The organism is Blastococcus haudaquaticus, assembly GCF_900230285.1.
Classification (GTDB): Bacteria; Actinomycetota; Actinomycetes; order Mycobacteriales; family Geodermatophilaceae; genus Blastococcus_B; species Blastococcus_B haudaquaticus.
On the sequence record NZ_OCNK01000007.1, the window covers coordinates 47408 to 60408 of the forward strand.

Below are 13001 nucleotides of genomic sequence, written 5' to 3' on the forward strand. Positions count from 1 at the left end.
CACAGCGGCCGCACAGTTCCCCCATGGCAGCCACCACCCTCGAGGAGACCAGCAGCGGCACCCTCGAGCGCCCGGCGCAGATCGAGGCGGCCGCCGCGACCCTGCGCAACAGCACGATCGTCCGGCTCCTCCGCTTCGCCCTCGCGAACGTGCGCCGCCGCCCGGAGCGCTTCGCCCTCGCGGTGTTCGGGATCGCCCTGGCCATCCTCTCGGTGACCGTCGTCCGCACGATCTCCTCGAGCTTCGCCATCACCGGCAGCGACTCGGTGACCCGCGTCCTGGACGGCGCCTCGCTGTGGGCGGTGCCCGCCGCGGGCGTCCACTACGACAGCGAGGTCGGGGCCATCGTCGCCGACGGACCGGCTCCCGGGCTCGCCGTCCCGGACGGCTGGACCGCCACCCGCACCATCGCCGGCGTGTGGAGCTCCGGCGCCGGCGACCTCGCGCTCTACGGCAGCGACGCGATCGACGACGGCACCGCCGTCGTCGGCTCGCAGGCCGCCGAGACGCTCGGCGTGCGTTCGGGCGACACCCTCGCCGTCGGCAGCGCCGACCTGGCGGTCACCGTGGGCGACGGCGACGCCGTGGTGGCCGTGCCGGAGGACGTCGCGGGCGACGTGGTCGGCGGCAACGGCTGGTGGACGCTCACCGAGCCGGCCGACCTGGCAGGCCGCAACGACCTCGGCTCGATGATGTCGGCCGAGACCGGGCTGCCCTCCACCACCGACCCCGCGGTACAGCCCGAGGCCGACGGCGAGGGGCTGATCTACGACGCGGTCGGTGGCAGCGGCGCGACGACGTTCGAGCAGAAGTTCTCCGCGCTCTTCTCCGGCCAGGTGACGAGCTCGGCGTTCGGCCTCATCTCGGTGATCGGCCTGGTCCTCGGCTTCGTCATCGCCATCTCCTCCTTCCTCGCCGCGGTGCAGGAGCGGCGCCGGGAGTTCGGGATCATGGCCAGCATCGGCCTGGCCGACGAGGTCCTCTACTTCTTCCTCGTCGAGTCCGCGCTCGTCTTCCTCTCCGCGTACCTGCTCGGCATCACCTTCGCCGGCGTCGCCGTCTGGCTCGTGGTGCCGCAGATAGCCACGCCGGTGGCCTGGCTCGCCGCCGCCGGCACCGTGGCCGCCTACCTCCCTGCGATGGCGATCGTCGGCGCCCTCGTGCCCGTCCACCGGCTGCTCCAGCAGCGGCCGGTCCAGCTCCTCGGGGACTCCGCATGACCCAGCTCAAGCTCGGCCTCGCCTACGGGCTGCTCTCCACCCGCCGCCGCGCCGGCGCGCTGGTGCTGCCGATCGTGACCACGGCGACCGGCGCGTTCCTCCTCGTCCTCGTGCTCGGCATGGCCTCGGGGATCAGCGCCCAGGCCGCAGCGCTCGGGCACGCCGACGAGATCCAGCGGGCCGTCGTCCTCATCGCGGTCACGGTGCTGCTGGTCGGTGTGGTGGAGGTGGCCGTGTCGACCACCCGGACCGTCGTCCACCGCACGCGGGAGCTCGGCGTGCTGAGCGCGACCGGCGTGCCCCGCCCGCCCGTCGTCGCGGCGCTGCTCGTCGAGCCGGTCATCGCCTCGGTCGCCGGCGCCGTCGTCGGCTCGGTCGCCGCCGTCGGCACCGCCGCGGTGCTCGGGGCCACCGGCGCCGCCGCCTCCGGCGTGTCCCCCACCGGCATCGCCGTCGGTGTCCTGGTGGCCGTCGTCGTCAGCGCCGTCGCGGCCCTGGCCGCCAGCATCCTGCCGACCTGGCGAGCCGCCTCCCGCCCGCCCGTCCGATCCCTCTCGTCTGGAGCCTGACCATGACCCTCGCCGCGGAGAGCCCCACCGGAACAAACGTCACCGACGCACCCGTCGTCCAGGTGAGCGGCGCGTGGAAGCTGCACAAGCTGGGCGACGAGGTCGTCAAGGCGCTGGTCGAGGCCGACCTGACCGTGCTGCCCGGGGAGTTCGTCTGCCTGATGGGTCCCAGCGGCAGCGGGAAGTCGACGCTGCTGAACATCATCGGCGGGCTGGACCGGCCCACCAAGGGCACCGTCGTCATCAACGGCACCGACACCGCGACGCTGACCGAGAGTCAGTTCGCCGCGCTCCGGCACGACACGGTCGGGTTCATCTTCCAGAGCTACAACCTGATCCCGTTCCTGTCGGCCGTGGAGAACGTCGAGCTCCCGCTCATGTTCGAGCCCTACGACCGCCAGGCACTGCGGCGTCGTGCGCTGAAGCTGCTGGAGCTGGTCGGGCTCGGCCACCGGGTCGACCACTCGCCCACGAAGATGTCCGGCGGCGAGCAGCAGCGCACGGCCATCGCCCGCTCGCTGATCAGCAACCCGAAGCTGATCCTCGCCGACGAGCCGACGGCCAACCTCGACCACCGCACCGGCGCGACCGTCGTCCGCCTGCTGCGCGACCTGTGCTCGAACCTCGGCGTCACCGTCGTCGCGAGCACGCACGACCCGACGGTCGCCGAGGAGGCCAGCCGCGTCGTCCGCATGAAGGACGGCGCCATCGAGTAGCTGGAGCCCGCGCTCTTCCCGCTCCGCCCCCGCCACCCGCCGAGTTCCGCCATGCCCTTCTCCAGGAGTGACATGTCCACCGAAGCTGAAGCACCGACGACCACGACCACCCCACCGCGCGACAAGCTGATGACCACGGAGCTGGTCCCCGAGCAGGTCCTGCCCAAGGTCATGAGCACGTTCGGGCTGACCGCCACCTACGTGTTCATCATCTGCTGGATCACCGGCTCCTCGGTGATGGCCACCGGCGGGTGGAACGCCATCCCCATGTGGGTGCTCGGGATCGTGGTCTTCCTGGTCCCGGCGGGCCTCGCCGTCGCCGAGCTGGGCAACCTCTGGCCCGGCCAGGGCGGCGTCTACATCTGGGCCTACCGGACGCTCAACGAGCCGCTGGCCTTCCTCGGCGGCTACCTGTCCTGGATGCCGGTCATCCTCAACGGCGCGGCCTCCCCCGCCATCGTCGTCCAGCTGCTGCTGCTCGCGTTCCACGCCGAGATCGGGCTGACCCTCAGCATCATCCTGCAGTTGCTGATCCTCTGGATCGTGATCGGTCTCGCGCTGGCGAAGCTGGCCGCGAACCAGCGGATCATGAACGCGTCGTTCATCGCCTACGGCGTGCTGACGGCGGTCATCTTCGTCGCCGGCGCCCTGTATGCCGTCAACAACGGTGGGCCGGCCACCGAGTTCGTGGCCCGCGACGCGCTGATCCCGAACTTCGCCGTGGGCGGCTTCCTCTTCGGCACCGTGCTGCTCTACCTGGTCGGCGTCGAGACGCCGTTCAACATGGGCGCGGAGTTCCTCTCGGTGAAGCGCAGCGCGACCCGCATGATCGGCTGGGGCTCGCTGGCCCTCATCGCCATCTACCTGCTGACCACCCTCGGCACGATGATGGCGCTGCCCTCGGCGCAGATCGACCCTGTCACCGGCGTGATCGGGATGCTCGACGTCGCGGGCTTCCCCGGCCTGATGGAGGTCGCCGCCGTCGTCCTCGCGCTCATCGTGTTCGTGGCACTGGTGACCTACCAGATCGCCTACTCCCGGCTGATCTTCGTGTCCGGGCTGGAGCGCCACCTGCCGCGCATCTTCACCCACCTGAACCCGCGCACCCGCAATCCGGTGACGGCGCTCCTGGTCCAGGGCGCCCTGTCGTCGACGATCATGGTGGCGCTGTTCTCCCAGTCCAGCCTGGCCAACGTGACCGTCTACCTGACCGGTGCGCTGAGCGTCGTGTGGCTGGTGTCCGGCTTCTTCTTCTTCGTGCCCCTGGTGCGGGCCCGCCAGAAGTACGCCGACCGCTACGCCACCGAGGACTTCTGGCGCATCCCCGGTGGCATGCCGGCCGTCTGGGCGGTCGCGATCATCGGCTCCCTCAGCACCCTCGGCGGCATCTACTACTCCTTCGCCACGCCCTGGATCGACGTCCCCGCCTCCACCTGGATGACCTGGCTGGGCTCGATCACCGCCGTCACGCTGCTGGCCGGCCTGCTGATCTACGTCTTCGGACGGCGCTCGGCCGGGAAGCTCAGCGAGCCCGACGCCCTCGCCCACCTCGCCGTCCTCGAGCTGCCCGCGCAGCGCGACAAGGCCACCACCGGCGACCCCGCCTGACCGGCATCCCTCCACACCCCAGGAGCACCCATCCCATGGCAGTCGACACCGCGATCACCGAGCTCTTCGACGCAGCACCCGCCGGTCCCGCCCACCCGCTCGACCCGCTGAGTGGCGCGGAGATCGAGCGCGCCGGCTCGATCGTGCTGGCCAGCGAGTACAGCACCAGCACGCTGCGATTCGTGATGATCTCCCTCGCCGAGCCGGCCAAGCCGGCGAGCCTGACCTTCGACCCTGCTGACGCACCACCCCGGCAGGCCTTCGTCGTCGCCTACGACGGCGCCGAGAAGATGATCTACGAGGGCGTCGTCGACCTCGGCGTCGGCGAGATCGTCGGCTGGACGCCGGTGCCCGGCCGCTTCCCCTCCTACCTCGCCGAGCACATGGAGGGCGTGGAGAAGGTGGTGGTGGAGGACCCGCGCTGGCAGGAGGCGATGCGCCGGCGAGGCATCACCGACTTCGACCTGGCGATGGTCGACCCGTGGCCCACCGGCTACTACGGAGCGCAGGACCACTACGACAACGCCCCGCTGCTCTGCCGCCCGCTCACCTTCATGCGGTCGGCCCCGGGCGAGCACGGGTACGCGCGCCCGGTCGAAGGCGTCATCGTCACCTTCGACCTCGACGCCATGCAGGTCGTCGACGTCGAGGACCACGGCGTCGTCCCGCTGCCCCGCTACGCCGGGAACTACGAGGAACGGTTCATGTTCGCCGAGGGCAACCGGCCGGCGTTCACCCAGTTCCGCGACGACCTCAAGCCGATCGAGATCACCCAGCCCGAGGGGGCCAGCTTCACCGTCGACGGCCACGGAGTGAGCTGGCAGAAGTGGTCGCTGCGGGTGGGCTTCAACCCGCGCGAGGGCCTCGTGCTGCACCAGCTCAGCTACACCGACCGCGGCGTCGAGCGGCCGATCATGTACCGGGCGGCCCTGTCGGAGATGGTCGTCCCCTACGGCGACACCGCTCCCACCCACTGGAACAAGAACGTGTTCGACATGGGCGAGGTCGGGATGGGGCTGATGGCCAACCCGCTCACCCTCGGCTGCGACTGCCTCGGCGAGATCTTCTACTTCGACGGCGTCGTGAACGACTCGATGGGCAACGCCGTCACCATCCCCAACGCGGTCTGCATGCACGAGGAGGACTACGGCATCGCCTGGAAGCACACCGACTTCCGGACCGGCGTCGTCGAGGTCCGCCGCTCGCGCCGGCTGGTCATCTCCTTCATCGCCACCGTCGGCAACTACGAGTACGGCTTCTTCTGGTACCTCTACACCGACGGCAACATCGAGTACGAGGTGAAGCTGACCGGTGTCCTCACCACCGGCGCCATCGCCGAGGGCGAGAAGCCCCGGTACGGCAACCTCGTCGCGCCCGGGCTCTACGGGCCGCACCACCAGCACCACTTCAACGTGCGCATGGACATGTGCATCGACGGTCCGGACAACAGCGTCTACGAGATCGACTCCGTCCCGGAGCCCGACCCCGCCCTCAACCCCCACTCGAACGCGTGGATCACCCGCGAGACGCTGGTCGAGTCCGAGGCCTCGGGGGGTCGCGACTGGGAGTTCTCGACGGCGCGGTACTGGAAGGTCGTCAACCCGTCGAAGCTCAACGAGCTGGGCAGCCCGGTCGGCTACAAGCTCATGCCGCGCGACGTGGTCCCCTCGATGCTGCAGGAGGGTTCGGCCATCTTCGACCGGGCCCGGTTCGTGCAGCACAACCTGTGGGTGACGAGGTACGACCCGGCAGAGCTCTACGCCGCCGGCAACTACCCGTACCAGAGCCCGGACGCGCAGGGGCTGCCGGAGTACGTCGCGGACGACGCTCCGCTGGAGGACACCGACGTCGTCCTCTGGTACACCGTCGGCGCGCACCACGTCGTCCGGCCCGAGGACTGGCCGGTCATGCCGTGCGCCTACATCGGCTTCATGCTCAAGCCCGTCGGCTTCTTCGACGGCAACCCGGCGCTCGACCTGCCGCCGAGCGCCGCCGCGTGCCACTGCGCGCCCGGTAGCTGCTCCTGCGCGGGTCACGGGCACGGTGGGCACGGGATGCCGGCGGTGGAGCACGCCGACGCCGAGCTGAACTGAACGACCGTCCGGCGCCGCTCGCGGGGCGGCGCCGGACGGGTCAGCCGGTGGCCCAGTCCGGGTCGCGGCCGGTCTGACCGAGCACCCGGTCGAACGCCGGGGCGTCGTCGGGCACCGGCACGACCGGCCCGTAGATCTGGTCGCGCATCTCCGGTGCGCCGGCCGCGAACCCCAGGTTGTAGGCCAGGCACGCCTGCGCGGTCGCCGGGTCGGCGCGGTACTCCTTCCCGGTCGCGACGGCGAGGTCCCACCCGTGCACCAGCACCTCGTTGATGCCGACCAGACCGACGTCGGCGGCCGGCATCTCCATCCCGGCGATGGTCGTCATCCCGTCCCACGCGTCCGCGTCCCGCCAGGCGGTGGCGAGGGCCTCGAGCTGGGCCGGCAACCGGGTGCGCCAGTCCGGGACGAGGTTCGCGGCGTCCGGCTCCTGCCCGCCGGTCCCCTCGGCCTTCTCCGCTGCCCGGCGGAACGCGACCGTGAGGCCGACCAGGTGGTCGAGCAGGGCGGCCACGTTCATGCCGGTGCACGGCGTCGGGTGGCACAACTGGTCCTCGCGGACACCCGCCACGATGCGGGTGACCTCGGCGGTCTGCGGGCCGAGGTCGAGGGTCGTCGTCTGCATGCCTGCTACGACCGGGTGGCGCTCGCGAACTCATCGGGCAAGCTGCCGGGGTGAGCGATGCCTTCGACCTCCAGCGGTTCCTCGACGCGCAGGCCCAGACCTACGACCAGGCGCTCGCCGAGCTGCGCGCTGGCCAGAAGCGCACGCACTGGATGTGGTTCGTCTTCCCCCAGGTCGCCGGACTCGCCCGCAGCGGGATGGCCCAGCGGTTCGCGATCTCGGGCCTGGCGGAGGCCCGCGCCTACCTGGCCCACCCGACGCTGGGGCGGCGGCTGGTCGAGTGCGCCCGTGCCCTCACCGCCCTGGACACCACCGACGCCGACAGGGTCTTCGGGCCGGTCGACGCCCAGAAGCTCCGCTCGTCGATGACGCTCTTCGCCCATGCCGGACCGGACGTGCCGGTGTTCCGCGAGGTCCTCGACCACTGGTTCGGCGGCGCCGAGGACGACGCCACGACCAGCCGCCTCTGATCGAAGGCGCCGCTGATCAGACGGGAAGGAGAGCCGAGGGAGCCCGCGCCTCGGACAGCGGTGCGGCCCGCGAGAACAACCAGCCCTGGGCGTACTGGCACCCCATGGCCAGCAGCGCGTCCCGCTGCTCCAGGGTCTCCACGCCCTCGGCGGTGACGGCGATGCCGGTGCTGGCCGCGAAGTCGACGAGCATCTGCACCAGGGCCCGGTCGCGGTCGTCGGTGAGGATCCGCTGCACGTAGGAGCGGTCGATCTTGAGCCCGTCGGCGTGCACCTCGCGCAGGTGCCGGAGCGACGTGCCGCCCGCGCCGACGTCGTCCAGGGTGACCTTGAAGCCGGCCTCGCTGAGCCGGTCGAGGGCCTCGGTGGCCGCACCCAGCTGGTCCACCAGGAGCTGCTCGGGCACCTCGACGCGGACCAGGCCGGGCTCGAGGTTCGCCGCGGCCGCGGCGGCCCGCAGGACGTCGTCCAGCCCGGCCGAGAGCAGCCGGTCGGTGCTCACGTTGACGTTCAGCGCCACCGGCCGGTCGCGGCCGGCCGCCGCCTCGGCATGCATCCAGGCGGCGAAGTCGGAGGTCGCCGTGCGCAGGACCCAGTCGTCGAGGGCGACCAGCTGGCCGGCCCGCTGCGCGGCGGGGAGGAAGGCGTCGGGGGTGAGCAGCCCGAGCCGCGGGTGCTGCCACCGGACGAGCGCTTCGAGGCTGGCCAGCCGGCCGTCCCGCAGCGCCACGATCGGCTGGTAGAGGAGCCGGAACTCGCCCCGGGCGATGGCGGCCTCGATGGAGGTGTCCAGCAGCGGGTCGGCGTGGGCGGAGGTGGCGACGACGACCGGTCCGACCACGACGTCGCCACCGTCCCGCTTGCCCCGGTACATCGCGAGGTCGGCGGCACGGACGAGCGCCCGCGCGTCGATGGGGCCGCCGGCCGTGACGGCCACGCCCACGCTGACCCGCACCCGCTGCTGCACCGCGTCGTCGCGCCGGAGACCGGCGACGGCCTCGTGCATCCGGGTCGCGACCCGCTCGGCGAGGGTGGTGTCGACCTCCGCGCCCGGACCGGTCTCCACGTCCAGGCAGACGGCGAACTCGTCGCCGCCGAGGCGGGCGACCAGGTCGACCGGCCGGGCGGCGTCGATGAGCGCCGCGGCCACCTCGTTCAGGAGAGCGTCACCGCGGTCGTGTCCCAGGGTGTCGTTGACGCTCTTGAAGCCGTCGACGTCCAGGTAGAGGACGGCGGTCTGGTGGCCGGGCTGCGTGGCGCTGCGGCGGCAGGACTCCTCGACCCGGCCGAAGAACGCCTCACGGTTGGCCAGCCCGGTCAGCGGGTCGCGCAGGGCCTGGTTGGCGAGGTCGCGCGCGACCGCCGACAGGAGCACCGGCATCGGGACGGCGCGCACGCTGCCCGCCGCTTGCACGAGCACGTGGTCCTGGACGTGCTCGGGCGATCGGGTGATGGCCCGGCTCGACGCCTCGACGACCGTCGTCTCCGGCGTCAGCGTCAGCGCGTCCCACTGGGCCACGTCGGCCAGCAGCCGGCGACCGTAGAGCGAGCGGCCGTAGCCGTAGGGGCCGCTCATCAGCGCCTCGAACCGGCCGCGCTCGACGAGCCCGACGACGCCGTCCAGATGCGGGTGCCGGACAACGGCGCAGGAGCCCCCGGCGGTCCGGCCGAACAGCCGGTCGAGGTCCTCGCACGTGCTCGTGCCCGGCAGGATCGGCACCTCGACGGCGAGGTCGCCCACCGTCAGCTGCGCCTCGTTCGCGTCCCGGAGCGAGCGCAGCCCGCCGTCCAGCATCGCCATGACCATGATCGTGTCGTCGTCGTCCGTGGCGGACATCCGTAGCTCTGACCTGGACGTTCACCCCGAGGAGGGGGCTCGGCCGTGGCCCACGCCACACCCCGACGTTCCGGCCGGGTCCCCCGAGTTCCGGGACAGCTGTACCTGTCGGCCGGGACGCGCCTCTCCCTAGCGTCGAACGCGTCCGCACACACCGAAGCCAGAGGTGCCCGATGACCGCCGCCACCCTCACCCGCCCCCGCCCGTCGACGGAGGAGGCGCCGCGCCACTCCCCCGCCGTCGCCTACCAGCGGGTGCTGCACCAGGCGGTGCGTCGGGAGTTCCGGCTGCTGGCCGAGCTGGCGAGCTGGGCGCCGGCCGACGACGCGTGCCGCACCGCCGACCTCACCGGGCACGCGGACCTCCTGGCCCGGATCCTCCTGCAGCACCACGCGACCGAGCGGGAGCTCCTCTGGCCGGCCCTGTTCCGCGGCCTGCCGGCACGGGAGCAGGACGGCGCCCGGGACACCCTCGCCTACTGGACCAGCCGGGCGGCGCTGCTGGACCACATGCTGCGCGACCTCTCCACCACCGCCCGGCAGTGGGCGGTCGCCGAGACCATCGGCGCGCGCAACGCCTTCGCCCGTGCCTGCACCCGGCTCGCGTCGACGATCGACGCCCACCTCGCCGAGGAGGAGCGGGAGCTGCACCCGCTGCTGGCGCGCTACCTCACCGACACCGAGTGGACGGCGGTCAGCCGGGCGGCGACGACGGATCTCACCGGGCGCGAGCAGCTGCTCCTCGTCGGCCTGGCGCTCGAGGACGCCTGCGCCATCGACCGGGCCCGCCTCATGGCCGGCCTCGCCCCGGCCACCCGGACCGCCTGGCGCATCGTCGGCCGGCGCAACTACCGCGCGTTCGTCGTGCGCCTGCGGGGAGCCCCGCCGGCGGCCTGAGCCCGCTACGTTGCTGCCGGTGAGCGAGGGTCCCGGCGAGTTCGCGGAGCTGCTGCGGCGCGTCCGCGAGCGCGCGGCGCTCACCCAGGAGGAGCTCGCCGCCCGCGCCGGCCTCACCGGCAAGGCGGTCGGAGCGCTGGAGCGGGGCGAGCGCCGACGCCCCTATCCGCACACCCTGCGCGCCCTGGCCGACGCCCTCGGGCTGGACGACGACGAGCGGGCGGCGTTGTCGGCCGCCGCCCGTCCTGCTCCCGGGCCCGCCGTCGCGCCACCGCGGCTGCCCGCGCCGGCCACCCCGCTCATCGGCCGCGACGCCGAGCGCGCGGAGATCGTGGGGCTGCTCCGGTCGGGCGCCGGCCGGCTGGTCACCCTCACCGGACCCGGCGGGGTCGGCAAGACCAGCCTCGCCATGGACGTCGCGCGCAGCCTCGCCGCCGACTTCCCCGACGGCGTCGCGGTCGTCGAGCTGGCCCCGGTGCGGGAGGCCCGCCTGGCGCTGCCCGCCGTCGCCCGCGCGCTCGGGGCACCGGCGCTCGCCGCTCCCCTGCTCGACGCACTGACGATGTTCGTCGGCACCCGCCGGCAGCTCGTCGTCCTCGACAACGTGGAGCACGTGCTCGACGCCGCCCCCGACGTGGCGGAACTGCTGGCCCGCTGCCCCGGGCTCGTCGTACTGGCCACCAGCCGGGCGGCGCTGCGGGTGCGCGCCGAGCTGGAGCGGCCGCTCGACCCGCTCCCACTGCCCCGCAGCAGTGCCGCCGCGGCCGTCTCGGCCTCGCCCGCTGTCCAGGTCTTCCTCGACCGGGCACGCGCGGCGGGCCGGCCGATCGCCGTCACCGACGCCACCGCGGCCGACGTCGCGGCCATCTGCCGCCGGCTCGACGGGTTGCCGCTCGCGCTGGAGCTCGCCGCCGCGCACGCCCGCTTCCTCACCCCCGCCGCGCTGCTCGGCCGGCTGGACTCCGCCGTCAGCTCACCGCTCAGCCGCGACCTCCCGCCGCGCCAGCGCACGATGCGGTCGACCCTCGACTGGAGCCACGACCTGCTGACCGCCGACGAGCAACGCCTGCTGCGGCGGTTGTCCGTGTTCGCCGGCAGCTTCTCGCTGGACGCCGCCCAGCACGTGGCCGGGGCCGATGACGTCGTCCCCGTGCTGGTCGGCCTGGCCGAGCAGTCGCTGGTCCTGCCGCAGGACGACCCGGAGCCCCGCTTCCGGATGCTGGAGCCGATCCGCCAGTACGCCGCCGGCCGGCTCGCGGAGTCGGGCGAGGCCGATGCCGTGGCCGATGCGGCGGCCGCGTTCTTCGCCGGCCTGGCCGCGGACGCCCGGAGCCCGTTGCGCACCGCCGACCAGGCCGAGTGGCTGGACCGGCTCGACCGCGACCACGACAACCTCACCGCCACCATGCGCCGGCTCGCCGGGCACGACCCCGCAGCGGCGGCCCGGATCGGCGCCGACACCTGGTTGTACTGGGCGCTGCGCGGCCACGCGGTGGAGGCCATCGGCTCGGTGGCGGGCATCGCCGCCGAACCGTCGGACGACGGCACGCGCGCCGCGCTCCACCTGACGCTGGCCGGTCTCCGGTTCGCCTCGGGCGACGTCCCCGGGACGGCGTCCGCGGCGCGGGCCGCCGCCGACGCAGCGCGCCGGGTGGCTGCCGCTGACCACCTCGCCGAGGCCCTGGTCCTCGCCGCCTCGGCGTCGGCGTTCCTGGGCGAGCTGGCCCGGGCGGAGCGTGACCTCGCCGAGGTCCGCGAGCTCGCCGGGACCGAGTCGTGGGCCGGCGCGCACACGGCGCTGGCCGAGAGCCAGCTGCGGTTCCAGGCCGGCGACGGCGAGGGCGCGGTCGCCGCGCTCGGCGAGGCGGAGCGGCTCGCCCGCGAGCTGGGCAACCCGTTCAGCCTCGCCACCGTGCTCAACGTGCGGGCGAGCTTCGCCCTGGCGGCCGACGACGACCGGACGGCGCTGGACACGTGGACGGAGTCCGCGGTGCTCGCGGCCGAGGTACGGACCACGTGGACCCTCGTCTACACGGTGCCGGGGCTCGCCGTCGTCGCTGCCCGCCGGGGCCTTCCCGAGCTCGCCGCGGAGCTGTTCGCGGCCGGGTCGGCCACCGCGGAGGCGGGGTCGGTGGCGGTCACCTTCCCGCCCGACCTGGCGGTGGCCGCGCACTGGCTGGCGGTGGTGCGCGAGGAGCTGGGCGAGGACGCCTTCCGGCGAGCCTGGGAACGCGGGCGCGGGGTGCGCCCGGAGGACGTCCCCGGGCTCGCCGCGCGGATCAGCGACCGTTCCGGACCCGGCTGATGTAGCGCTCGTACCGGCGGGCCAGGACGGTCCGCAGCAGGAACCGCACCGGGGGCGGGACGACGGACAGCATGTGCGCCCTCTCCTCCGGGGTCGCCTCCTCGGTGACGGCACCGAAGAGGATCGGCATCTCGCTCAGCCGCGTCTCCTTCATGCCGTGCTCGCCGAGCTGGTTCCACTCGTCCTGGGTGACGTGCCGGGCGGCCAGCGGGAGGATCTCGCGCTCCTCGTCGGCCAGGTGCTCGAGCAGTGCCTCGCGCAACTCGTCGAACGCCGTCGCCACCTCCTCGGTGACCGCCGGACGCGCCTCTGCCTCCCACCGCTGCAGGGCCGGGCCGATGCGCTCGATGGCGTCGTGCACCCGCTCGTGCTGGGCCTCCATGCGGTGGACCAGCTCGGCGTCGGGGGCGCACCGGTCGAGCAGCTTGGGCCAGAGGAGCAGGTCCTCGCTGGTGTGGTGGCCGTGCAGGCCCCGGAGGAGGAGCCGGCCGTGCCCGGCGAGGACGGCGGCCCGGGCGGTGTCGCCGGCGGGGACAGCGCGCACGAGCTCGGGCAGCATCCGGAACTCGCGGCGGAAGACGCGGTGGACGACGACCATGTCGTGGACGTCGGTGAGGGTGGCGGTGGGGGTCGTGCTCGGGGTCTCGGTCATGGCATCGAGC

At 73.3% G+C, this 13001-nt stretch carries 11 protein-coding genes; 8 read left to right on the forward strand and 3 right to left on the reverse strand.

The features are described 5' to 3' along the window. Positions 1 to 23 precede the first annotated feature (23 nt). The 5 genes from CRP30_RS20640 (at position 24) to CRP30_RS20660 (ending at position 6206) form a co-directional block, all read left to right on the forward strand. A complete protein-coding gene (locus tag CRP30_RS20640; RefSeq protein WP_097185913.1) occupies positions 24 to 1220 on the forward strand; it encodes an ABC transporter permease in 1197 nt (398 codons plus the stop codon). Beyond that, positions 1217 to 1789: an FtsX-like permease family protein gene (locus CRP30_RS20645; RefSeq protein WP_097185914.1), complete on the forward strand. Its 573-nt coding sequence runs from the start codon at positions 1217 to 1219 to the stop codon at positions 1787 to 1789. The genes CRP30_RS20640 and CRP30_RS20645 overlap by 4 nt, the downstream gene beginning before the upstream one ends. A gap of 2 nt (positions 1790 to 1791) precedes the next feature. Further along, positions 1792 to 2505 carry an ABC transporter ATP-binding protein gene (locus tag CRP30_RS20650; RefSeq protein WP_097185915.1) on the forward strand — a complete coding sequence of 238 codons (714 nt, stop codon included), beginning with the start codon at positions 1792 to 1794 and terminating at the stop codon, positions 2503 to 2505. 72 nt (positions 2506 to 2577) lie between these two features. Next, the gene (locus tag CRP30_RS20655) at positions 2578 to 4113 is read left to right on the forward strand and encodes an APC family permease (protein ID WP_200814887.1); all 1536 of its coding nucleotides are present in this window, start codon (positions 2578 to 2580) and stop codon (positions 4111 to 4113) included. 35 nt (positions 4114 to 4148) lie between these two features. Next, positions 4149 to 6206 carry a primary-amine oxidase gene (locus tag CRP30_RS20660; RefSeq protein WP_097185916.1) on the forward strand — a complete coding sequence of 686 codons (2058 nt, stop codon included), beginning with the start codon at positions 4149 to 4151 and terminating at the stop codon, positions 6204 to 6206. 40 nt (positions 6207 to 6246) lie between these two features. On the opposite strand, the gene CRP30_RS20665 is transcribed toward CRP30_RS20660, so the two are convergent. After that, a complete protein-coding gene (locus CRP30_RS20665) occupies positions 6247 to 6831 on the reverse strand; it encodes a TIGR03086 family metal-binding protein (RefSeq protein WP_097185917.1) in 585 nt (194 codons plus the stop codon). A 50-nt stretch (positions 6832 to 6881) separates the two neighbouring features. Here CRP30_RS20665 and CRP30_RS20670 point away from each other — a divergent pair, with 50 nt between their 5' ends. After that, positions 6882 to 7301 (forward strand): DUF1810 domain-containing protein, encoded by a 420-nt coding sequence (locus CRP30_RS20670; RefSeq protein ID WP_097185918.1) that lies wholly within the window; start codon positions 6882 to 6884, stop codon positions 7299 to 7301. Positions 7302 to 7317: 16 nt separating this feature from the next. Here CRP30_RS20670 and CRP30_RS20675 read toward each other — a convergent pair whose 3' ends face one another. After that, entirely contained in the window at positions 7318 to 9138 is a 1821-nt protein-coding gene (locus CRP30_RS20675; protein ID WP_097185919.1) for a putative bifunctional diguanylate cyclase/phosphodiesterase, read from the reverse strand. A gap of 173 nt (positions 9139 to 9311) precedes the next feature. Between CRP30_RS20675 and CRP30_RS20680 the strand changes: the two genes are divergently transcribed. Then, the gene (locus CRP30_RS20680; RefSeq protein WP_097185920.1) at positions 9312 to 10034 is read left to right on the forward strand and encodes a hemerythrin domain-containing protein; all 723 of its coding nucleotides are present in this window, start codon (positions 9312 to 9314) and stop codon (positions 10032 to 10034) included. 19 nt (positions 10035 to 10053) lie between these two features. Continuing rightward, positions 10054 to 12339, forward strand: a complete 2286-nt coding sequence (locus CRP30_RS20685) for an ATP-binding protein (protein ID WP_159961828.1) — start codon at positions 10054 to 10056, stop codon at positions 12337 to 12339. Here the strand turns inward: CRP30_RS20685 and CRP30_RS20690 are convergent. Further along, positions 12314 to 12991 carry a hemerythrin domain-containing protein gene (locus CRP30_RS20690; RefSeq protein WP_097185922.1) on the reverse strand — a complete coding sequence of 226 codons (678 nt, stop codon included), beginning with the start codon at positions 12989 to 12991 and terminating at the stop codon, positions 12314 to 12316. The two genes, CRP30_RS20685 and CRP30_RS20690, sit on opposite strands and share 26 nt — an antisense overlap. Between the last annotated feature and the right edge of the window lie 10 nt (positions 12992 to 13001).

Excerpts from the sequence above, each read along its gene's own strand:
- CRP30_RS20660 (WP_097185916.1), top strand. The coding sequence starts at position 4,149 with ATGGCAGTCGACACCGCGATCACCGAGCTCTTCGACGCAGCACCCGCC.
- CRP30_RS20690 (WP_097185922.1), bottom strand. The coding sequence starts at position 12,991 with ATGACCGAGACCCCGAGCACGACCCCCACCGCCACCCTCACCGACGTC.
- CRP30_RS20665 (WP_097185917.1), bottom strand. The coding sequence starts at position 6,831 with ATGCAGACGACGACCCTCGACCTCGGCCCGCAGACCGCCGAGGTCACC.
- CRP30_RS20645 (WP_097185914.1), top strand. The coding sequence starts at position 1,217 with ATGACCCAGCTCAAGCTCGGCCTCGCCTACGGGCTGCTCTCCACCCGC.
- CRP30_RS20640 (WP_097185913.1), top strand. The coding sequence starts at position 24 with ATGGCAGCCACCACCCTCGAGGAGACCAGCAGCGGCACCCTCGAGCGC.
- CRP30_RS20650 (WP_097185915.1), top strand. The coding sequence starts at position 1,792 with ATGACCCTCGCCGCGGAGAGCCCCACCGGAACAAACGTCACCGACGCA.
- CRP30_RS20675 (WP_097185919.1), bottom strand. The coding sequence starts at position 9,138 with ATGTCCGCCACGGACGACGACGACACGATCATGGTCATGGCGATGCTG.
- CRP30_RS20680 (WP_097185920.1), top strand. The coding sequence starts at position 9,312 with ATGACCGCCGCCACCCTCACCCGCCCCCGCCCGTCGACGGAGGAGGCG.
- CRP30_RS20655 (WP_200814887.1), top strand. The coding sequence starts at position 2,578 with ATGTCCACCGAAGCTGAAGCACCGACGACCACGACCACCCCACCGCGC.